The 22610-nt window shown below is 52.9% G+C and carries 19 protein-coding genes and 1 pseudogene; 13 read left to right on the top strand and 7 right to left on the bottom strand.

The features are described from left to right. The first annotated feature begins 138 nt into the window (after positions 1-138). The 3 genes from FY251_RS17260 to FY251_RS17250 all read left to right on the top strand — a co-directional run bounded on the left by FY251_RS17260 (position 139) and on the right by FY251_RS17250 (position 3666). Positions 139-1242 (top strand): glycosyltransferase family 4 protein, encoded by a 1104-nt coding sequence (locus tag FY251_RS17260; protein ID WP_148416289.1) that lies wholly within the window; start codon positions 139-141, stop codon positions 1240-1242. A 49-nt stretch (positions 1243-1291) separates the two neighbouring features. Beyond that, entirely contained in the window at positions 1292-2485 is a 1194-nt protein-coding gene (locus FY251_RS17255) for a glycosyltransferase family 4 protein (protein WP_148416288.1), read from the top strand. A gap of 125 nt (positions 2486-2610) precedes the next feature. After that, positions 2611-3666: a hypothetical protein gene (locus tag FY251_RS17250; RefSeq protein ID WP_148416287.1), complete on the top strand. Its 1056-nt coding sequence runs from the start codon at positions 2611-2613 to the stop codon at positions 3664-3666. A gap of 67 nt (positions 3667-3733) precedes the next feature. On the opposite strand, the gene FY251_RS17245 is transcribed toward FY251_RS17250, so the two are convergent. Continuing rightward, on the bottom strand, positions 3734-4327 hold the full coding sequence (locus FY251_RS17245; protein WP_187367435.1) for an FkbM family methyltransferase: 594 nt from the start codon (positions 4325-4327) through the stop codon (positions 3734-3736). Positions 4328-4617: 290 nt separating this feature from the next. Here FY251_RS17245 and FY251_RS17240 point away from each other — a divergent pair, with 290 nt between their 5' ends. Further along, the gene (locus FY251_RS17240) at positions 4618-6057 is read left to right on the top strand and encodes a sulfatase-like hydrolase/transferase (protein ID WP_148416285.1); all 1440 of its coding nucleotides are present in this window, start codon (positions 4618-4620) and stop codon (positions 6055-6057) included. Between the two features lie 78 nt (positions 6058-6135). Here the strand turns inward: FY251_RS17240 and FY251_RS17235 are convergent, their stop codons facing one another. Next, positions 6136-7581: a lipopolysaccharide biosynthesis protein gene (locus FY251_RS17235; RefSeq protein ID WP_148416284.1), complete on the bottom strand. Its 1446-nt coding sequence runs from the start codon at positions 7579-7581 to the stop codon at positions 6136-6138. Between the two features lie 221 nt (positions 7582-7802). On the opposite strand from FY251_RS17235, the gene FY251_RS17230 reads away from it, so the two are divergent. Next, on the top strand, positions 7803-8684 hold the full coding sequence (locus FY251_RS17230) for a glycosyltransferase family 2 protein (RefSeq protein ID WP_187367434.1): 882 nt from the start codon (positions 7803-7805) through the stop codon (positions 8682-8684). Positions 8685-8693: 9 nt separating this feature from the next. Here the strand turns inward: FY251_RS17230 and FY251_RS17225 are convergent, their stop codons facing one another. Next, positions 8694-9785, bottom strand: coding sequence for a glycosyltransferase family 4 protein (locus tag FY251_RS17225; protein WP_255516736.1), 1092 nt, complete (start codon positions 9783-9785; stop codon positions 8694-8696). On the opposite strand from FY251_RS17225, the gene FY251_RS17220 reads away from it, so the two are divergent. Continuing rightward, complete coding sequence (locus FY251_RS17220; RefSeq protein WP_148416281.1) at positions 9726-9989, top strand: hypothetical protein; 264 nt, start codon at positions 9726-9728, stop codon at positions 9987-9989. The genes FY251_RS17225 and FY251_RS17220 overlap by 60 nt on opposite strands. A 122-nt stretch (positions 9990-10111) precedes the next feature. On the opposite strand, the pseudogene FY251_RS17215 reads toward FY251_RS17220, so the two are convergent. Beyond that, positions 10112-10785: pseudogene (locus FY251_RS17215) on the bottom strand (IS6 family transposase). A gap of 160 nt (positions 10786-10945) precedes the next feature. On the opposite strand from FY251_RS17215, the gene FY251_RS17210 reads away from it, so the two are divergent. The 5 genes from FY251_RS17210 (at position 10946) to FY251_RS17190 (ending at position 18703) form a co-directional block, all read left to right on the top strand. Then, the gene (locus FY251_RS17210; protein ID WP_148416280.1) at positions 10946-11953 is read left to right on the top strand and encodes a sugar nucleotidyltransferase; all 1008 of its coding nucleotides are present in this window, start codon (positions 10946-10948) and stop codon (positions 11951-11953) included. A 45-nt stretch (positions 11954-11998) separates the two neighbouring features. Then, entirely contained in the window at positions 11999-12940 is a 942-nt protein-coding gene (locus tag FY251_RS17205; RefSeq protein ID WP_187367432.1) for a GDP-mannose 4,6-dehydratase, read from the top strand. Between the two features lie 241 nt (positions 12941-13181). Next, entirely contained in the window at positions 13182-14306 is a 1125-nt protein-coding gene (locus FY251_RS17200; RefSeq protein WP_148416278.1) for an NAD-dependent epimerase/dehydratase family protein, read from the top strand. 80 nt (positions 14307-14386) lie between these two features. Next, positions 14387-15442 carry an NAD-dependent epimerase/dehydratase family protein gene (locus tag FY251_RS17195; RefSeq protein ID WP_148416277.1) on the top strand — a complete coding sequence of 352 codons (1056 nt, stop codon included), beginning with the start codon at positions 14387-14389 and terminating at the stop codon, positions 15440-15442. Between the two features lie 120 nt (positions 15443-15562). After that, positions 15563-18703 carry an oligosaccharyl transferase, archaeosortase A system-associated gene (locus FY251_RS17190; RefSeq protein WP_148416276.1) on the top strand — a complete coding sequence of 1047 codons (3141 nt, stop codon included), beginning with the start codon at positions 15563-15565 and terminating at the stop codon, positions 18701-18703. Positions 18704-18774: 71 nt separating this feature from the next. On the opposite strand, the gene aglM is transcribed toward FY251_RS17190, so the two are convergent. After that, the gene (aglM, locus tag FY251_RS17185; protein ID WP_148416275.1) at positions 18775-20067 is read right to left on the bottom strand and encodes a UDP-glucose 6-dehydrogenase AglM; all 1293 of its coding nucleotides are present in this window, start codon (positions 20065-20067) and stop codon (positions 18775-18777) included. 117 nt (positions 20068-20184) lie between these two features. Between aglM and FY251_RS17180 the strand changes: the two genes are divergently transcribed. Further along, a complete protein-coding gene (locus FY251_RS17180; protein WP_148416274.1) occupies positions 20185-21153 on the top strand; it encodes a DUF368 domain-containing protein in 969 nt (322 codons plus the stop codon). A 104-nt stretch (positions 21154-21257) separates the two neighbouring features. Here FY251_RS17180 and FY251_RS17175 read toward each other — a convergent pair whose 3' ends face one another. Next, positions 21258-21413, bottom strand: a complete 156-nt coding sequence (locus FY251_RS17175; RefSeq protein WP_128081458.1) for a rubrerythrin-like domain-containing protein — start codon at positions 21411-21413, stop codon at positions 21258-21260. Positions 21414-21587: 174 nt separating this feature from the next. Continuing rightward, positions 21588-22142 carry a class I SAM-dependent methyltransferase gene (locus FY251_RS17170; protein ID WP_148416273.1) on the bottom strand — a complete coding sequence of 185 codons (555 nt, stop codon included), beginning with the start codon at positions 22140-22142 and terminating at the stop codon, positions 21588-21590. Positions 22143-22318: 176 nt separating this feature from the next. Between FY251_RS17170 and FY251_RS17165 the strand changes: the two genes are divergently transcribed. Further along, positions 22319-22507, top strand: a complete 189-nt coding sequence (locus tag FY251_RS17165) for an HEWD family protein (RefSeq protein ID WP_042663830.1) — start codon at positions 22319-22321, stop codon at positions 22505-22507. Positions 22508-22610 lie beyond the last annotated feature (103 nt).

Genomic DNA, 22610 nt, shown 5'->3' with positions numbered 1-22610 from the left:
TTCACGCTGTTCTATGGACATGTACTATCGGCACTAATGTTTAATAGGATGATTGAAACTATTGGAATCAAGCCAGAGCAGTGTTCATAGTCGGTTACTCGCCAATTATATATAATCTGAATAGGAAGGTGAACACAAATGAGAGTTGGGATTGTTACTGATGCTTTTCCTCCCGAAATTGGAGGGATACAGATTTTCGCTGATCAATTCGTTACGCGACTCACACAAGCGCCCGAAGTAGAACATGTTGATGTTCTTGCTTTCACACCAGGTGATGACGAAGAACACAAAAATTTGTCAATACGTCGCGTTAATACGGAGAACACACCGAAGAAACTAGTCTTTGGACTCTCATGGGCACGCAAAAATTCATTTGATGTCATCCACGCACTAACACTCTACCAAAGCGGACTGATAGCAGCTCTGTCTAACAAATTACTCGATTCAACGAGGACATTCTCTACAGTATACGGACTAGACGCACTCAGTCTAGAAGGGCATCCTATATTGGGCCCAGTACACCGATACATGTTCAATAATCTTGACGAAATCCTATTTTTTAGTGACTCTACACGTGATAAGACTCACAAAAAATATCAGATGGAATTCGACAGTCGCCGTATCTACCCAGGGACGCCTTGGTTTACAGAGAATGAAGTAGACGACTCCAACCCAATAGCCGACATCGAAATTCCAGATGAGAACCTCGTAGTCCTAACGGTGGCACGGTTGGTAAAGCGGAAAGGCATAGCAGACCTCGTGAGGGCAGTCTCAGGGATGTCGAACGTGACACTGCTAGTTGCGGGTGATGGGGTGGAGCGCCAAACATTAGAGCAACAAGTACCCCCAGAAGCCGAAGAACAAATATTCTTCTTAGGCCAAGTGGACCATAGTCAACTATCATCGCTGTACGAACAGTCTGACGTCTTCTGTTTACCGTCAATTTATCTTCGCGATGAAGGTGATATCGAAGGATTGGGATTGGTGTTTCTAGAAGCCCAGAAGTTCGGGGTCCCAGTGATTGGCACCCGTAGTGGTGGTATTCCTGAAGCACTCTCAGAGGGTCAAACCGGATATCTTGTAGATGAACGTTCACCTGAACAAATTAGAGACCGTATCGCTGAACTGCGTGACGATCCCGAGAAATATCGTGAACTTTCCAGAAATGCGACTGCTTTCGTTGAAGAGCGGTTCTCCTGGAACCGCTGTATCCGAGAACACATCGCTGCGTATCAAGAATGACACGAAGTTATCTAAAGAAGAACACTCGTAAAATAGGACATCACGGAGCATGAACGTCACGATTTCTGTTCCCGGTACGTTCTGGGCGTTCCGAATCGCTCGCGAATTAACTGCGCGTGGAGAGACAGTGCAAGTATTCACGACGACCCCACAGTATAGGCTCCCAAGCGAACTCCCATCTGAACAGGTTCACCCGATACGATATCCCGGCATTATCAAGAAGGTCGGGTATCTTCTTCCTGATAATGGCTGGTTTGCTCGACATACCCACTGGAACCGCCCGATTCAGCGTTTAGGTGATTATTCCTTTGATAAAGCAGTTGCTCGACGACTCTCTCCCGTTGGTCGAGATAACCGAGATATATTTCTGGGATTTGCAGGTGCGTGCCACGACTCACTCGTCCAAGCTAACAGATATGGATACGTGACCGGTGTTGAACGAAGTTCTTCACACATTAGAACGCAACGTCGTCTAATAAACGAGGAGTATGACAGGTATGGTGTTGAAGGACAACCGATTTCCATTTCGCATGTAGAACGCGAAGAGATGGAGTACGATGCTGCTGATTTCATTATCACTCCCTCAAAATTCTCTTACAATACGTTAGTTGAACACGGAGTGCCTGCCGAGAAGATTTGTATTATTCCGTTTGGTGCAAATACCAACTTCGATGTGCCGGATCGGCAAGAGAGCAATCATCCATTCACGTTCCTGTTCACCGGCCATGTTTCACTCCGTAAAGGTGCTCAGTACTTGCTTGACGCTTGGGAGGAACAATCACTACCGAATGCGCAACTTCTCATTGCAGGACATATCGAAGATGCTCTCAAGGACCGAGTTGAAGACTTTTCAGACGACGATTCAGTCGAATTTCTCGGCTGGGTTGACAATCTTGAAGAATTGTACCGGAAAGCGTCAGTCTTCGTTTTCCCTTCCATCGAAGAAGGAAGTGCACGAGTCACATACGAGGCCATGTCTTGGGGACTTCCAGTAGTTACGACGTTCAACTCGGGTTGGGTAGGAACTGACAGTGTACACGGTGTTGAGATTCCGATTCGAGACCCAGACGCATTGGTAAATGCGATGACTCGCCTCTATGAAGACTCAACCTTACGACAACGGATGAGTACCCAAGCTCGTGATCTAATCGAATCAAAGTACACATGGGATCACTATGCTGAACGTGTGCACAAGACGTACCGAACAGTTGTGCAAGAGAAAAGTAATCCGCGGGAGAATTAGACAAAACTATACCTTCACGACTGATAAAAATCGAATGATTGGATTAGGTAGTAGTACTTATTGAATGAGGAGTTTCCAACGACAGTAGCAATTATTTTTTACTGGTCGGCATAAATCAAGTAGAGATGAGTGTATATGACTGGATCATTGATTCCGCCCAGTCAATCCGAACCAATGGTACCCAGGGAATAACTGAATCAATCTATGAACTTCGACTTGGGCTTATCCGACGAGTGAGCAGGCTAAACTACAATCCAACCTCAATCTGGGATCAAGAATGGGATATACTAATCGTACTTGATGCGTGCCGGCTAGATCTACTCCAATCAGTCGAAGACGATTACCAATTCCTGGATGAACAATACTCCTTAACGTCTGTTGCCAGTTCTACGACTGGATGGGTTGAGAAAAGCTTTGACACAAAGTACGAAGAAGAACTTGCAGATACAGCATACGTAACAGGGAACCCAAACTCTATTCGTGCGTTCCCGTACGAATTCCCAGAGCAATGCAAGTGCGGAACGGACATTGAGCCATCATACCAAGCTGTGTTCCATGAAGGAAAAGAGACATGCCCCTCTTGTGAACAAATAATCGATGGAGAACGGCAGGTCCCCGTGAAAGTACTCCACGAAGTTTGGCGCAATAGTTGGGATAACAGTATCGGGACCATACAACCGAGACCCATTACCGATGCGGCAATAAGTACTGCTAGATCAACGGATTGTGATTCTTTGATCGTTCACTACATGCAACCACATCACCCATTTATACCCGCACCCAACCTTGACCAAGGGTCATATATCGCTCCGAACGATGAGGAACGGAAGAAGCAATCGCGAACGATTTGGGAACAGTTGCGAACGGGCGACGTAGACAAAGAGACCACGTGGCGTGAATACCGAAACAATCTACAATATGTATTAGATGACGTCAAGATCTTATTAGAAAACGTTGATGCAGAGGTTGCTGTCATCACCGCAGACCACGGCAATGCGATTGGAGAGTACGGAATCTACGGCCATCCACCGGGAACACCAATAAATCCAATAGTTACAGTACCATGGTACAAAACCATCGCAACCGACACTGGCCGGTATTCACCAGTTGAAACTGATAAAAATGGGGATGTTACATCACAAGAGGTTACAGACAGGCTTCGAGATCTTGGATATTTTTAGAAGTTATCATCAATTATACCACATGATGATTGTCCAACAAATCGAGTATGCCGACCACTCAAATCACTTATTCTCTGGTGCCAATTAGGATTTTAATTCCACGCGTTGGATCGTCAATAGCCTCGTGTGTGATGGAGTACCCCTTCTCATATAGTATCTCTCGTACTAGCTCTGCGGGAGCGTCGAATTGAGCATGGGTTTCGACGATAATCATTCGTGGAGAAATTTTTATATTTTCTAGAATCTCTACTTCAGACCCTTCACAGTCTAATCCAAGGACATCGCATTCATCAAGTGATTCGGGGTTGATTCGAGGTGCCTCGTGGCCGTCATCTTCGACACAAATAGCAGGACCAACGACACCGTGGAAAACCTCGAATCGAATGGATACGTCATTGATGTCAAAAACATCTTTTATTATACCTATTCGTTTTTTGCTCCCTTCATAGATATAAATCGTACCAGATTGATCGACACGTTCTGCTGCGGAAACGCTTGAAACACCGTTTCCACCTCCAATCATTGTGACTGTATCACCTACGTTTACCCCCCTTCGAATCGCTTTAATCAATTCCCGCTCATATGCAGATTTTTTTGAGGGAGTTTGCCAAGGAACTAGCGAATCGAGTGCTCTTTTCTCTTTAGCGACGGGTTCTGGCACAGAGATCTTGTTACAGGTACCTAAATCACCGGTTTTTGGCAGAAGAGGCCAAATGAATCGGTTGTATGTTCTCGCGATTACACCACCGATCGTATGGATGAAAACAAATGAAAGAATACGACGGATTAAGGCTTTTGTCCCATAGGTCTGTCTAATTTCAGTAGAACGCGTTAAGTATCTCATCTTGTATCACTTAGCGTTTATCGATTCATAATGTTAACTATCTAAATTTCAGATTTGGAAACACATTGTGCGCTGCCTTTTTGTATATATTAGATTGTATCTGGAGTATGGGTAGAGAAGTCGACAACGTATTATTGATTATTTTAGACACGGTTCGTAATCAGTCAACGTATCCAGAAAAATCAGATGTCACACCCACGATAGAAAGGTTAGCTTCACGTGGAAAGCGGTACTCTCACGCAATCTCACCATATCCCTGGTCACTTGCCTCTCACGCTTCAATGTACACTGGTAAGTACGCAAGTGAACACGGTGCTACACACACCGATCGGCATCTCTCCTCTGACGTACCGGTCTTAGCGGAACAACTACTTAATGCCGGTTTTAAAACTGGGGTATTCACCGGTAATTTATATCTGACTGAGATTTTTGGTATGAGGCGTGGTTTCGAAGAGTCGGATTTTATGCGTGGAAGAGGATCGAAACTGTTCGAAGATGGATTTAACCCAAGGAGCTTCGTCACACAAAATCAATTTGGCAGTGTTTCAGAAAAATATCGATCGGCTTCACAAGAAATATTGAGTGGCCCCATTATGAAAAACATTTTAAATGCGATTTATTTTAAATATTTTCACGATTCGCATGAAACGGATCTTGAACGGTCAACACAATGGGACCAGAAAGCGCTGGCAAGTGCGAAATCATTTATCAAAAGCAACGCCGAAAACGACAAACGATTCTTTTGTGTCGTGAACTTACTTGGAGCACACGCTCCTTGGCCATACGATCCAGAGCGTGTTCGTTCGATAGGGATCAACCCTGAAGAGATTGCGCCTGAAGAAAAATGGGAATGGGTTGCAGAACACTCTGCAGACCAGTGGGAATTTGCAGCGAGCGATATAGAGTTCAACAAAACAGAACGGAATATCCTCCAACATTTATACCACTCTTGGGTCCGAGAGGTGGATGGACTTGCAGGTGAGTTAATCGACACAATCATCGACGCTGGCGTGGACGACGAGACACTCTGCATAATAACGTCTGATCATGGGGAAATGATCGCTGAAGACGGCGTTCTGGGACACAACGTCGTACTTAATGAACCCGTCGTGCGTGTTCCCCTTGTCCTTGATGGTCCGTCTATTGAATCGTCTATTATCGAACAGCCTGTAAGTTTGAAAGACATCTATGGAACGATACTTCAATGGACAGGCGTAGACACCGACCAGCCAAACTTGGAAGGGACCAATGGAGTAGTGTTATCAGAAACGTACGGGGCAGACCCAAATCGGGTTAGGCGAGTCTGCGAGTCGTACCCTGAACGTGAACATGTGCAACAGTTCTTTCAGAAACGCCAAGCACTCTTCACCGAGACCGGATTCGTCGAGAAACGGTACGGGGATGAAGGGGTCTATGGGGACGTTGACCTTCTTGAAAACCTCGAGTCTTTCTTGTCTGAGCTATCGGTGGCCAGTAATTCAGAACAAGAGGCTGAACTCGACCAAGATATCCAAGAAAGATTGCGACACCTTGGGTACGCCGAGTAGGTAGTGAATCTCGACATACTCGATCTCAGTTATTCACACAGTCTCGTGTTCGCTGAATTGGTGAGGACCACAATACGATTATGGAACCAGTACCCGTGCAACTCCAACGACTCGTCGTCTGACGCCCCCACTAATCAGAAATACCACTAGGAGGTACGAAATAATTCCGAGCAACACTAATCCGATGAGAACAATGTACGACATATCAGATACAGTTGTTTTGGCACCGTAGACAACGCTGGCCATAACAATCGAAGCGACTGCTTCAGCACCTACTTCTTGGCTGGGAAGTTCCGAATACGATATCTCCACAACATCAAATAGGTGATACGAGAGATAGAGAAGCTGTAACGACATTCCGATAAAACTAGCGGCAACCGCACCAATGATACCGATTGTTGGTACGAGCAGTAGATCTAAAACCAGATTGACTGTCATAAGAATCGCACCCCCACGAAAAGTGATGTCAGGACGGTCCATACTGCTTAACACCGTACTTGCCGTTGATCTTAGGCCCTCTGGGATGCGTGTTGCCACTGCTCCAAGTGCAACCAACGTCGCAGAGGCAAACTCTGCCGTATAGAACGTGACAATTGTTGGCCGTGCAAGAACTGCAAATCCCGCAAGAGCAGGAAGCCCAAAAAATAACCCAAGAACAATTGAATCAGCAAGTATGACACGTATCCGTTCTAGGTTTCCTTCTGTATCTTGCTTGCTGATCTCGGGCATCACTGATCGGCTAATCGCACTGGACACAACCATAACGGGGAGCGAGAATCGGAACCCAATACCATAAATGCCTGTTGCTGCTCGTCCAACGAGAATAGTGATAATGATTATATCGATATTATCGTAAAATTTTTGAACAAAATTATTCAAAAAGCTATATCGTGCGAACTTTATTAGACTTTGAAAATGGTATTTCGAAGGACGAACGAAGATAAATCTCTTTGAAACAAGAAAGATTGCCAATATCGCCGCGAGAATTGCTCCGGCTGAATACCCTATCATTAGTGCGACGGCACCAAAACCGATCGAGACCAGAGATATTTGGACGAGTACCTGTCCAACTGAGTTCAAAAAGTTGACTCCTCCTGTTCGTCCGACTTGGAAATCGCTTGCGAGGAGGGCATTCATTGTATCTCTAGCTTGGTACGCGAATAATGTCAATAATAGTATTATCACTGACAAACCCCCAAAATCGAAGAAATCGATGATAAGAGGAGAGGCGATAACGACGAGAAGAGAAAGACAGACAACGAGCGACAGCGAAAGGAGTATACCAGCCGAAGCAAACTCCTTTGCTTCGTCTCCTTCGCTAGCCCGTTTGACAATAGCCTCGTTTAAACCACCATTTCCTAGAAGGATGAGGAACGCAACACCTGTTTCGAAGGCGTAGAATGTTCCAAGTGCGGTCTGTGGATCAGCAAGAGCACGCGCAAAATAGACACTCGCAAACCAAGCGACTACGAGCGAACCCATCTGAGCAACTAACCAACCGATACCAGAACGAGCGGTTCCCATCTACTCCAATTTCAAAGCGTAGCAGGTAAATAGTTCTCGTATCGCGCACAACGCGTTCAGTAATTGTTTGACCTCCCATTGAAGAAGGCAACAATAAGATGTACTGAACGTAGGTAGTAATCAATTTAATACAAGGCCATTCGAATACAGACATAAGAGACCATGCTAGAGTTCTTAGTTGTGAACGGTCGCAGAACGAAGGGGTTCAGGACTCTCTTTACGTGACCAGCGAAATATGCGCATCTGTTGTCGTACCGACTTACGAGCGGCCGTCGAAACTCGAATCACTGCTAGAGTCAGTCTGTAGCCAAACGGTTGACTACTATGAAGTGATTGTTGTCGACGACGGATCGAAATTGCCTCGCCAACACGCAATTTTAAATCAGTTTGAGGGGCAGAAAGATGTACACGTAATCCGGCAAGAGAATGGAGGTCCTGCAACCGCTCGAAATCGCGGATGGCAACACGCAACAGGGGAGTTTATTCTCTTTACAGACGATGATTGCATCGTCCCACGGAAGTGGGTTGAGACCTTAGTGGAGGGGTTTGAAGATGGTGTTGCAGCAGTAGGTGGAGACTTAGTCCCCTCAAAAAAATTGATGAAATCAAATATGTTCGCCCGTGCGCATCGTTTTCGTGACGAGATGGCGTACCAACAACCGAAACAACCGACCCGTGGACGGGGTGACTTGGCCGTCGGTGGCACGGCGAACGTGGCGTATCGTCAGTCGGTTCTCGATGAGATGAATGGCTTCGACGAGTCATTTCCACTTGCAGCTGGAGAAGACGCCGATCTACAACGCCGGGTCGTAGATGCCGGATACGACATGAAATTTGTTCCAATATCAGTAAGGCACAACGACGACTATAACTGGAGTTCTTTCGTCAATAGAGCTATACGGTCTGGGGAGGGTACTCATCACTTCAATCAAAAATACAACATAAATCGGTCAGTCCTTCGAATTCTACTCGGGATGGTTGGTTCACTCGGTTATTTTCCAATTGCTGTGCGGCGGTCTGGAAAAGTAGATGTGGCTATCTTGTACGTTCTTGAACGCGTGTTTAGTCGGTTTGGAGAGCTAAAAAGTGCAATTAATTCTTAAACAGGTACATTAATGTTCACTAATAGCGGTCCGATATACTTTGCGAATTCTGTCGATGACAACATCTGGTGAATATTTCTCGTTAACGTACTCTCTGTTCTCGTCTCCTAACTCAAGTCGCTCCAATGCTAGAGAGATTGCTTCAGCAAGTGCAGTCGCATCTTTAGGGGGACAGCGTAGTTCGGCCTGTGGAACAATTTCGGAAGGTCCTCCGACGTTAGTGGCGACGACAGGGAGACCTGCTTGCATCGCCTCTAATAATGTTCGACCGAACGGTTCTGGCCAGACGCCTGGATGGACAAAGACATCAGAATTTGCATAGTACTTTTGGAGTTGTTCGTACGGAACTTGCCCTGTGAATTCGACGCGGGAATTAACGCTCATTTCGTGAGCCAAGGTATGGAGTTTTTTTTGCTGTTCTCCGGTTCCAACCACCCGCAAAATAATGTCGGATGGGAGCTCAGCCATTGCCTCAATAAGATACCGTACTCCTTTTTCCTTGATTAGGCTACCGACGAACAATAGTTGATACACCTCAGAATCTGATTTTTCTTTGGGGACATCAAACGATGGGTCAAGCATGTTGGGGACGACATCGATCGAGACATCGTTGAAACCGTTCTCGTGGTAAATATTTCGTGACGCGTCACTGAGGGTTATGAACCGGTCGATACGCTTCGTTTCAGTTCGAAGTATGCGACCCGTAGTACTCATCGCCAGTAGTTCGTAAAGACGACGTGGTGGGTCCGCGACCATGCCAAAGGAGGATTTTGGAAGTAAATCGTAGGAATTCAGCGTTGCTACGCTGGGCACGTCCAGTTGCATCGAAACACGGCCTACAGAAGGGTTCAATGCGAGGTTGTATGAATGAAGGACATCAAAGGACTCCAGTTGCTTCAGTTTTCTGCGCAATGGCACGTACGCAAGAGCATTCGAAATTTCAAAGATTTGATGCGGGAGTTTACTGAATCGGTGTACTGTAACACCATCAACACATGTTGAATCGTTACCGTCGAAGCTGAAGACTTCAACAGACTCAACATGGGACGAGAGTGTATTCGCAAGAAGTTGGACGCTAATTTCTCCGCCACCGTGTATCACTGGAGGATAGCGAGGTGTGACTATACCGACACGCACAATCTGTTTGTTTGCGCAAATCAACAAAAAGATTTTGTTGAAGTAGCTGGTGGTACAGACTTCTTCAAGACGAAAATTGGATATTCACTATACGCTGATGCCGGGGTCCACGCCTGTGTTGGTGAGGGAGGCGGCACTGCATTCTTTGGTGAGATTGACGAACTCTGATTTACTAGTCAAACAATTGTCGTCTACAAGGACAGTCCCAAGCGTGTGAGAAGACTCGGAAGGACAGAATACCGGTGAGGATTTCCATCAACTGGATTGCGAATCGTGTTAGACGGCACTGTCTAGTTAGTGACCACCTCGACTGGCTCGTCCATCGAACGCTTGATGCGCTCGGTGGGAGTTATAGTATTGCGTAAATTGTATGAACTACTCGCGGACGCTCCCATGACTGCCCACCCACGAATTATGGAAGCGGTCAACTCGCATTTTGAGGGTGTAAAATATTTTTCGGTGAGGTTTCGCTCGACATAGTCAAGCCGACCGCTCAACCCTAATCGAGAGGGCACTCTGATAGCCGTAGCCATCAACGAGAAACACAGCGTCTGAGAGATCGTGTTTCTCCGAGAGTCGATGGAGAAATGCAGCAGCCGGATCGGTACCATGTCGTCCAAACAACTCGACGTCAAGAATCAGCTTTGTCTCGATATCTACTGCGGCGTACAACCAAGACCACTCGCCATTGATTTTGACAGCGGTCTCATCAACCGCAACCCGCTTCGACTTCGCCTCAGGCGGGTTGTGACTGCTGTCAGCAAGCCGATGTACCACTTCCAAACAGCTTGATGAAACCGTTCAACGCCGGTAATCGAAGAACTTCTTTTGCCACTCTGAGTGAACAGCCGGTCGCGTGGAACTGGACGGCGAACGCCCTGACAGGCGTCGCTGCCCGCTCACGCTCCCAAGTTTCTTCTAAATCCGTCGCAAAGAACTCACTGAGCAGGTCTGCGAACTTCATCCCGAACACACTCAACGACCTGCTCGTTCCTCAAACTGGCTTAACTAGATAGTGCCTGTTAGATTCATATCAATTTGGGATTACAAATTGATCAAGTTCGAGAGATGGTGTCTAGCATGGAGGCGCTAGACTTTAGACAGAGGACAGAAACTTCATTTTCATGAAAGCCATCATTCCAGCAGCAGGGCAAGGGACACGGCTCTACCCCCAAACGCATACCAAACCAAAAGGGATGGTTCGGTTAGCTGGAAAACCGATTCTCGGACACATCCTCCAGAACATCTCTGAAACCGAGATTAACGAAGTTATCATTGTCGTCGGTGGAACAATGAAAGAACAGATAATTGAGTACGCTAGAACGGCGTTTTCCGACCAGTTCTCGCTCGAATTCGTTGAGCAAGAGAACGCCAAAGGTCTCGGTCACAGTATCTATCAGGCCGAATCTGTCGCACGTGGAGACGAGTTACTCATTGCACTTGGAGACATGCTTTTCGAAAACGGCTTTTATACATTTATTGAGGCCCACAACGAACTTCCGGAGAGCGATGGCAGTATCGGCGTTAAGACAGTAGCCGAGCCGAGCCATTACGGGGTCGTTGAGATGAACAACAACGAAGTCAGCCGACTCGTCGAGAAACCAGACGACCCACCATCGAACTTCGCGATCAGTGGTGTATATATTATCGAGAATTCGGACGCAATGTTCGATGCCCTTAGACATCTTATTGACAACAACTTGGTAGGTGCTGGAAACGAGTTCCAGTTAACCGATGCACTTCAGCGGATGGTCGAACAGGGGTATAACCTCCGCACGTTCGAAGTCGAAGACTGGTACGACTGTGGCCGCCCTGAGACGCTTCTGAAGGCCAACCGCGTCCTCCTCGAACGAGCTGATGCAGACAGTGAGGAAAAACTCAGTGACTCCGTAGTTATCCCACCTATCGACGCTGGTGAAAGCATCACTGTTGAGGCAAGTGTCGTCGGCCCATATGTGAGTATCGACGACGGTGCGACGATAGAACAGAGTATCGTCGCCAACAGTATTGTTGGAAAAGACGCCGTCTTACAGGGCGTCAATATTGACGAGAGTATCATTGGTAGTAACGCAGACGTTCAGAGCGAGGCGAACAACCTCAACGTCGGTGATAACAGCAGTATAAATTTCTAACCGATGTCGGAAAGGAGAAGTGCATCAGAAAAGCAATCACAAGCAATGGAGCACGCAGTTGTAACCGGCGGTGCCGGGTTTCTTGGAAGTCATCTCGTAGATAGTCTCCTTGAAGATAGGTATCGAGTCACGGTCCTCGACAATTATGGGAGCGGGCGCCCTGAGAACCTATCACATGTAGAGTCATCGCAGTTGACTGTCCAAAAACACGACGTCCGAGATACATTCCCGGAGTTCGACGACGTAGACATCGTCTATCACATGGCGTCACGCGCAAGTCCAGACGACTTCGCGTCACACGCTGTTGAGATTGCGATGACCAATAGCTTGGGGACCAAACATGCGTTGGAGTGTGCTCGTGAACACAACGCCTGTGCACTCATCGCATCAACGAGCGAGGTGTACGGCAATCCCGAAGAACACCCTCAATCAGAGACGTACAACGGTAATGTCAATATCAGAGGTCCACGGGCACCATATGATGAGTCGAAACGATTCTCCGAGGCTCTCGCAGTCGCATATGGACAGAGATATAGTATGGATATTCGGACAGTTAGAATATTTAACACCTACGGGCCTCGAATGGATCCTCATGATGGTCGCGTGATTCCGAACTTTCTGTCGCAGGCAATCCGTGGCGACGACTTGACTATCTACGGTGATGGCAGCCAGACCCGGAGTTTTTGTTACGTTACAGACCTCATCAAAGGTATCCGTGGGTTCGCAGACGCGTCAACTTCTGTCGCATCAGGAGAAGTAATCAACATCGGAAATACCCATGAGATAACGATTGAGCAGCTAGCAGAGACAATACTTGATAATGTAGACACGGACTCCGACATGACGTATCAACCACTCCCAGAGGACGATCCAGAGATACGTAAACCAGATATTACTAAAGCCAAACAGATGCTCTCGTGGAGACCCAAGGTGTCATTAGTGGAGGGGCTGAAAAATACGATTGATGAGTTTGATCCAGATCAATAAATAGCGGAACTACGAAAGGCAATTATCCACACAGAATGGATTCTATATGTCTCTTGGTACACATGAATATCTCTGTGATTCATACTTAAGTCACCACAGATCACGTCGTATGACTATTTCCATCCCCATTCGTCTTATAAACAACCACATGTGTCAGATATCTCTATATACTTGGTCGGTTCGGTTACCACTTGTGTTCAAAAACGAGCTGATTTTAGTAAAGGCATCACAACACTAGTTCATGACTCACGTGCTTGTTACAGGCGGCGCGGGCTTCATTGGAAGCCATCTCGTCGATGAACTGGTGAGTTTTGGGTACGATGTAACCGTTGTCGACAATCTCACCGAACAGGTTCACGTCGGTAAACCGGACTACCTCAACGACGAAGTAGAGTATATCTGGGGTGACATTCGAGACAGAGAGTTGATGACGGAGTTGCTGGAAGACGCCGACGTCCTGAACCATCAAGCCAGTGCAGTCGGGGTAGGACAGTCGATGTACGAGATTGAGAAGTACGTAGAGGTCAACACGTTAGCGACGGCACGTATCCTCGATATTATCGTCAACGAAGAGATTGACTTGGAGAAAGTCATCGTCGCATCCTCGATGTCCTCGTATGGAGAAGGTGCGTACCGATGTTCCGAAGAAGACGAGATTCGGTACCCTCCGCTCCGCGATGCCGAGCAGATGAAAGCCGGGGAGTGGGAACACGTCTGTTCCGAGTGCGGTGCTGAACTGGAACCGATTCCGACGCCAGAATCGAAACCACGCGAGAGCACGAGTGTCTATGCGATCTCGAAGAGAGACCAAGAAGAACTAACACTCTCTGTCTGCAGAGCCTACGATATTCCTGCTGTCGCGCTTCGTTACTTCAATATCTACGGAAGTCGTCAGTCGCTGGACAACCCGTACACTGGCGTCTGTGCTATTTTCTCCAGTCGTATCAAGAACAACAACCCACCGCTCATCTTCGAAGATGGCCAGCAGACGCGTGACTTCATCCACGTGAGCGACGTAGCACGTGCGAACCGCCTGGCGATGGAATCCGACGCCTCCGACGTCGCTCTCAACATCGGGACCGGTGACCCGAAGACGATTCACAGCATTGCACAGACTCTCATCGAACTGTACGGGAAAGATGGTGAACTAGAACCAGAGATTGCCAACGACTTCCGCCAGGGAGACATCCGACACTGCTTCCCAGATACGGCGCTCGCGGCCGAAGAAATCGGATTCGAAGCCGAAGTCGGATTTAAACAAGGGATGCGAGAACTCGTCGAGTGGGGTCGAACGCAGGATGCCGAAGATCGCTTCGAAGAGGCCCAAACTGAACTGGAAGAGAAGGGCCTCGTCGGAGAAGATTGAGTCACCCAAAGACACGTTAACGAGACACATAGTAGGGTCGAGGAGTAACTGATTTCGCCTTCTATTCTCAGACGTTACACATGAGCAACCCTGAGAACGTCCTCGTCACGGGCGGCGCGGGCTTCGTTGGCAGTCACGCAGTCGAATACTACGCAGAACAGGGAGCCAACGTCACCGCACTCGACAACCTAAGCCGAATCGAGACCCTCGAAAAGGCAGACGAGAGTCGGAACACCGCAGCATACAACTGGGAGTTCATCAAGGAAAACTACCCCGACGTCAATCTCGTCGAAGCTGACATCCGCGACGCCGATACGCTCGAATCCATCGTCGAAGGGCACGACGCGATTGTTCACACCGCTGGCCAAGTTGCAGTCACGGCTTCGCTGACCGACCCACGGACGGATTTCGAAGTGAATGCCGAAGGAACGTTCAATGTCCTCGAAGCTGCACGGAAAGCAGACAGCGACCCTGCGGTGGTGCTCGCCTCGACGAACAAAGTGTACGGAAACAACGTCAACGACATCCCTGTCCACGAAGAAGAGAGTCGTTACTGGTACGATGACCCAGACTTCGATCAGGGAATTCCCGAGTCCCTTTCTATCGACGGGTGCGAACACACACCATACGGCGTCTCAAAACTCGCAGCTGACCTCTACGTGCAGGACTATACAAAGCGAAACGAAGTACAAGCAGCAGCGTTCCGCATGAGTTGTATCTATGGGACACGCCAGTTCGGAAATGAAGATCAGGGATGGGTCGCTCACTTTGCAATTAGTACGCTCAACGACGAACCGCTGACCATCTTCGGAGACGGAAAGCAGGTTCGTGATGTCCTCTATGTGAAAGATCTCGTTCGCGCCTATGACGCATTTCTCTCAGATCCTGACGGCAAGTCTGCGGTCTACAACATGGGTGGCGGCACGGAGAACACTACGAGTCTCCTCGAATTCCTCGACCTCCTCGAAGAAAAGTCGGACAAGCGTACCGACATCTCCTTCGACGAGTGGCGTGAAGGAGATCAAAAAGTGTACGTCTCGGACACGTCCCGAGCACGGGATGAACTCGACTGGGAACCAAGAGTCGACTTCGAGGAAGGAATCGAGCGGTACGTCGACTGGTACGAGAGTCGGTGATCGTCAGGTAATCGTGTGACGAAACGTGGATTTCTTGAGAGTATGTAACGTGCCTAGAGGGGAGGTTTTGAAGACCGACTTTCACAAGACTTATGCGCGTTTTCCGAATCCATCGAATCAATGAGCGTAGACTCTGAACGTACAGAGGGCCTCGATTCTCAGTCGGTCCTCGAACTGTTCAAAGACTGGTATCACGTTCCCGCCCTCCTCGTGATATTAGTCACTATGTTGGCTATTCGTCTCCGGTCGTACAGCAATTTCATCAGAGATGGTGATGTCCTTTTCTCAGGAAACGACGCGTGGTACCACCTCCGCGAAGTTTCGTACACGGTTCGCAATTGGCCCTCCACAATGCCGTTCGACCCGTGGACGAATTTCCCGTTCGGGACGAGTGTCGGTCAGTTCGGCACTATCTACGACCAAATAATTGCGACGGTCGCACTCATCATTGGGCTCGGGAGCCCCTCCGCGGATTTAATCGCGAAGACGCTCCTCGTGGCTCCGGCAGTCTTTGGTACGCTCGTCGCCATTCCAACGTTCTTGATCGGCCGCAGACTTGGCGGACGCCTTGGTGGCCTTTTGGGAGTCCTCATCCTGATGCTCCTACCCGGGACTTTCCTTCAACGTGGTCTCGTCGGATTCGCAGACCACAACATCGCCGAGCCGTTCTTCCAAGGCTTCGCAGTCCTCGCGGTTATGATTGCTCTTCGTGTCGCAGACCGGGAAAAGCCCGTCTGGGAGCTCGTTGAGGCCCGCGACTTAGACGCCCTCCGCGATCCCCTCAAGTGGTCCGCGCTTGCTGGCGTCGCCATGGCGGTCTACATGTGGTCGTGGCCGCCAGGCATCCTCCTCGTTGGCATCTTTGGTCTCTTTTTGATCCTTGCGATGGTTTCTGACTTCGTTCGTGGGCAGTCTCCCGAACATGTCGCATTCGTCGGTGTCGTCTCGACGCTCGTCACCGGTGTCTTGATGTTCGTCCCACTGTCCGATACTTCGTTCAGTATTACCCAATTCAGTCTCATTCAACCGCTGTTCTCGTTCGGTATCGCTCTCGGTGCTGGCTTCCTTGCCGCACTCGCTCGCTGGTGGGAGTCGAACGATGTCGATGGCCGAGGATACCCCATTGCTGTTGCTGTCATCGGCCTCGTTGCTATGGCTCTACTAGCTGTCATTCTCCCTGATGCTTTCAGCCAGATCACAACTAACTTCCTCCGCACGGTCGGCTTCAGCGCCGGTGCAGCCACTCGGACCATCGGAGAGGCACAACCGTTCCTCGCAGCGAACATACTCCAGTCGAGCGGGCAGACTGCTGTCGGTCGTATCATGTCCGAGTACGGCTTCACCTTCTTTACAGGAGCTCTCGCGGCAGTGTGGCTCGTCTCGAAACCACTCGTCCAGGGTGGAAACTCGCGGAAGATTGGATACGTCACCGGCAGCCTGATTCTCATCGGTGTACTCTTCTTGGTACCAGCGCTTCCGGCAGGGCTCGGCAGTGCCCTCGGCGTCGAATCGTCGCTCGTCAGTCTCGCCATCGTCACCGCACTCATCGTGGGCGCGTTGATGCAAGCCGACTACGAGAGCGAACATCTGTTCATCCTCGTGTGGGCAGCGATCATCACTTCGGCAGCGTTCACGCAGGTTCGTTTCAACTACTACCTCGCGGTGGTCGTCGCGGTGATGAACGCCTACCTCCTCCGAGAAGTTCTCGGAATCGACTTCATCGGCCTCGCGACCGCCGATCGCCTCTCGGACATCTCATATGGACAGGTCGCGGCAGTCGTGATTGCCGTTCTCCTCATCCTCACACCCGTCCTGATTATCCCGATCCAACTCGGTAACGGCGGCGTGTCTCAGAACGCCATGCAAGCGTCTCAAACCGGTCCAGGAACCGTCACGGAGTGGGACGGAAGCCTCACCTGGATGCAGAACAACACGCCTGAGGAAGGAGAGTTCGGTGGCGCATCGAACCGGATGGAGTACTACGAGACGTACGAGCGCGCAGACGACTTCGACTATCCGGACGGTTCGTACGGCGTCATGTCCTGGTGGGATTACGGTCACTGGATTACCGTCCTCGGCGAACGCATCCCGAACGCGAACCCGTTCCAGGAAGGTGCGACGGAGGCAGCGAACTTCCTCCTCGCCGACGACGAACAGCAGGCCGAATCGGTTCTCAGCTCGATGGGTGACGACGGCGAAGGCGACCAGACCCGCTACGTCATGGTCGACTGGCAGATGGCTTCGACCGACTCGAAGTTCAGTGCGCCGACCGTCTTCTACGACGAGTCGAACGTCTCCACGTCGGACTTCTACAGTCCGATGTACCGGCTGCAAGAGCAGAACGGGCAGACGACTATCGCCGCCGCATCGAACGTCAAGGACCAGCGTTACTACGAGAGCCTGATGGTTCGGCTCTACGCGTACCACGGCAGCGCCCGCGAGGCGTCGCCCATCGTCGTCGATTGGGAAGAGCGCACGTCCGCCGACGGCTCGGCGACGTTCAGAGTGACGCCCTCGGACGGGCAGGCGGTCAGGGTGTTCGACAACATGACCGCGGCAGAGGAGTACGTCGCGAACGACCCGACCTCACAGATCGGCGGTCTCGGCACGTTCCCCGAGGAGCGCGTTGCCGCGCTCGAACACTACCGCCTCGTGAAGTCCTCGAACAGTTCGGCGCTCCGCTCGGGAGCTTACCAGAACTCCATCGTCAGGGAGGGCAACACCTACGGCATCCAGCCGCAGGCGCTCGTCCCCAACAACCCCTCGTGGGTCAAGACGTTCGAGCGCGTCCCCGGCGCGACGGTCGAAGGCAGCGGTGCCCCGGCCAACGCGACGGTAACCGCGCGCGTCCAGATGCGCGACCTGACGACGGGCACGAACTTCACCTACACGCAGCAGGCGCAGACCGACGCCGACGGTGAGTTCACGATGACGCTCCCGTACTCCACGACCGGCTACGATGAGTACGGCCCGAACAACGGCTACACGAACGTCAGCGTCCGCGCGACGGGCGGCTACGCGTTCACCGGGCCGACCTCGGTCGCCGGAAACAGCACTATCGTCACCTACCAGGCGGAGAACGTCGCCGTCGAGGAGGGCCTCGTCAACGGTGCCGAAGACGGTGCCGTGCAGGTCACCCTCGAACGGAACGAAGAGGAACTCGACCTGACCGGGAACTCCTCGTCAGACGACTCGCAGACGAACGAGTCGGCGTCGACCTCGGCGTCAGTCGACGCCGGTGCGGTCACGGTCGCCCCGTAACGAAACGAACGGCGGCGCTGACGGCTTTTTCTTCTTCGAGGCCGAGATTCGGAGAGTGATTCGTGGGGACCTTAGACGAGCGACTCGTAGTCGATTCCCTCGCGTCGAGTGACGATGCGGCGACCGTCGATGACGACGGGCGAGCGCATGGCGTCGAACTCGTCGTCGAGCGCCGCGAACTCGTCCCAGTCGGTCGCGACGAGCGCCGCATCGGCGCCCGCGAGCGCGTCTGCGGCCGAGTCGGCGTACTCGATGTCGGGGAACCGCTCGCGCATGTTTTCGGTTGCGACGGGGTCGTACCCGACGACGTCGGCTCCGGCGTCGAGGAGCGAACCGATGAGTAACGTCGCCCGCGACTTCCGGATGTCGTCGGTGCCGGGCTTGAACGCGAGCCCGAGGACGGCGACGCGCTTGCCGTCGGGGTCGAATCGCTCGCGGAGGAGGTCGAGCATTCGCTCCGGTTGGCCGTCGTTGACATCGACGGCGGCCTGCAAAAGGCGCGGTTCGTAGCCCCGACCGCGGGCGGCGGCGATGATCGCGGCCGTGTCCTTCGGGAAGCACGACCCGCCCCAACCGAGACCCGCACCGAGGAACGCCGAGCCGATACGGGCGTCGAGACCGATGGTCTCCAACACCTCCGCGGAGTCGACGCCGAACTCCTTGCAGATGTTCGCGAGGTCGTTGGCGAGGCTGATCTTCGACGCGAGGAAGGCGTTGTTGGCGTACTTTATCATCTCGGCTTCGCTGATGCCGGTCTCGACGACCGGCGGGTTCCCGGCGCGTTCGACGAGCGGGGCGAAAATCTCGGCGAGTCGCTCGTGCGCTCGGTCGGTCTGTGCGCCGAGGACAATTTTGTCCGGGGCGAGGAAGTCGTCGACGGCGGTTCCCTCGCGGAGGAATTCGGGATTCATCGCGATATCGAACCCCTCGCCGACGCGTTTCCCGGACGCCTCCTCGATTCGCGGTCCGATGACGTCGACCGTCGTCGTCGGGACGACCGTACTTTTGGTGACGACGAGATGCGCGCCGTCTTTCCGCGCCAGCGTCTCGCCGAGCGACGTCGCCGCGGCCTTCATCGCGCCGAGGTCGATACTGCCGTCGTCGTTCGACGGGGTCGGGAGGGCGAGAAACGTCGCATCCGTGTCGAGAACCTCGTCGTAGTCGGTCGTCGCCCGGAGTCGGTCTCCCGCGTGCCGTTCGACGAGGTCGGCCAGACCGGGCTCGTGAATCGGGCACCGGCCCTCGTTCAACGCCCGAACGATATCGTCGTCGATGTCGACGTTGACGACGTGGTGGCCGAGCTCCGCGAAGCAGGCCGCGACCGTCGTGCCGACGTACCCGCTGCCGATGATGCTGAGCTTCATTGACAGAGTTGTGAGCGCCGTGAGCTTTGATTCTTTCCGAGTACGGCTCACTCCCGAGCGCACCGGAATCTCGAACGGTGGACTGATATCCTCCCCGAGAGAGCATCCGACAACGCAATGTCGAGGAACTCAGACGGGTCGACGGCCCGTTTCTCGTGGCTTCTCATCTACCTGAAAGGCGTCTGTATGGGGGCCGCCGACGCCGTGCCGGGCGTCTCGGGCGGTACTATCGCGCTCATCACTGGCATCTACGAACGGCTCATCGGCGCGGTGACGGCCATCACGCCCGGTCGCATCAAACGCGTCCTCGGCGTCGTCGTCCCCGGACGCAGAGCCGACGCCATCGACGCGATGCGCGAAGTCGATATCGGCTTTCTGCTCGCGCTCGGCGCGGGTATCGCCACCGCCATCGTGACCGTGATGCGCGTGCTCCACATCGCGCTCAACGAGGCACCGGTCCCGACGTACGGCTTTTTCTTCGGGCTCATCGCCGCGTCGGCGGTGGTCCTGTACGCACAGGTGTCGCTCGACGGCCCGCGTCAAATCGCGGCCGCCGTCTCCGGCTTCCTCATCGCGTTCGTCGCCTCCGGCGGCGGTGCCGGGGTGGCCGGACACTCGCTCCCAGCCATCGCGTTCGCCGGCGGCATCGCCGTCAGCGCGATGATTCTGCCCGGCGTCTCGGGGTCGCTCCTCCTGTTGATTCTCGGCCAGTACGAGTACATGACCGCGGCGCTCAACACGTTCCTCGACAGCCTCATCGACGTCGCCGGCGGCGCGCCGCTGTCTGTCGTCATCGAACCGGGGACGGTCGTCGTCACGTTCATGCTCGGGGCCGTCGTCGGCCTGTTCAGCATCGCACACGTCGTCCGCTGGGCGCTCGAACACCACCGACGGGCGACGCTCGCGTTCCTCGTGAGCCTCATCGTCGGGGCGCTGCGCGCGCCGGTGGTGAAGAGCACGGAGGAACTCGTCGCCGCGGGGGAGTCGTGGACGACCGGACTGTACGCCACGTTCGCCGTGGCGGCCGTCGTCGGCGCGGCAGTGGTCCTGCTCGTCGACCGCTACACGGACGTCATCGAGTCCTGAACGGGAGCGCGGTCGCCAGCACCACGACGGGGCGACGACTCCCGTGAGAAGGAAGTCGGACGGTTACGGGCGGACCCGGACTCTGCGGCTCGCGCGAACGACACTCACTCGCGGGCGACGGCGATGTTTCGAACCGACCCGCCGCAGTCCGGGCACGACGACAGGTGAGTCTCGCTGACGGTTCGCGTTCGACAGGAGCGACACTCGTAGTAGCCCTCCGTCGAACGATAGTCGTCGATGACTGAGTTATTTAGTACCATGAGTTGTAGTACCACGGATGCGGTGGTAAGCGTTGTCCTGATATTCACCAAATTACTCTAGGATGTTAATATTATCCGGCGTGAGGCGTCTAGAACGAGAAACAAATGGAGGACAGGAACCAATACTGTTCAGTTCTATCTGAGGCGGCGGCGCGGTTCGCTGACGGGGCAGCGTCAGCGCCGGGCGACGCAGACGAACGTCTCGCGTCGCGTCTCGCCGTGAGAGACGGTGAAGCCGGTCGATTCGAGCGCCGAGACGGCGTCGCCGAGGCCGAACCGCTCGTCGCGCGGCGGGCCGTCCTCACCCGAGCCGGCTGTGGACCAATCGACCACGACCACGATGCCGCCGGGGCGGACGACGCGGGCGAGTTCCGCGAGGGCGTCGTCGGTGGCGAACTCGTGGTACGTCATCGTCGAGAAGGCGGCATCGAGGTGGTCGTCGTCGAGCGGGAGCGACGCCACGTCGGCCGTGACGAACTCGACGTTGTCGGGCGCGCCCTTCTCGCGGTAGTAGTCGTGCATGACCTCCTGTACGTCCACGGCGTAGAGCGTGCCGACGAAGGGGGCGACCTCGTCGGTGAAAAAGCCGGTCCCGCTCCCGAGGTCGGCGACGACGCGGTCGGGGCCGACGCCGAGGTGCGACAGCAGTTCCTCCCGCGAGACGAAGCGGAATCGCGCGGGGTCGTCGAGCTTCGCCGCCCTGTCGGCGTCGAAGGTGTGAAAGCCCATGCGAACACCTCCGCGCCCCGTCCCGTAAGTCCCATCGGTTCCGGGCGATGCGTGTTCGTCCCGCGCACAACCGACTCGTCGAGGTCGGGTCGGAGCCGCGGGCAGGCGTTCGAGGGACCGACCGCGAAACTGCCGACGGCGATGGGCTTTTTTGCCCGGAAATCGGTCTCACACGTATGGAACCCCAACTTCGACGGCCGACGCGACGCGTCTGCGAGCGCTGTGGTCGGGTGGAACGCTGGGACGACGACGCCGCGACGTGGCTCGTCGCCGAAGCGGACGGCGAAAAACAGGTCGGAAGCGCCTACTGTATCCACGAGTGGGATATCAACGGGCGCTTCGCACCCTTCGAGGAACCGGCCTGAGACGCCGTTTGACTCCGTTACCGGGGCGTTCGGGGTAGTCGCAGTCGACGGACGGAGCGACCGCACCGCGGTCGTCTGAGTGGTCGGGCGACAGTGTCGGCGG

This window comes from Haloferax sp. KTX1 (assembly GCF_902410085.1).
In the GTDB taxonomy this organism is placed as follows: Archaea; Halobacteriota; Halobacteria; order Halobacteriales; family Haloferacaceae; genus Haloferax; species Haloferax massiliensis.
This window is presented reverse-complemented; position numbering and strand designations above follow the sequence as displayed.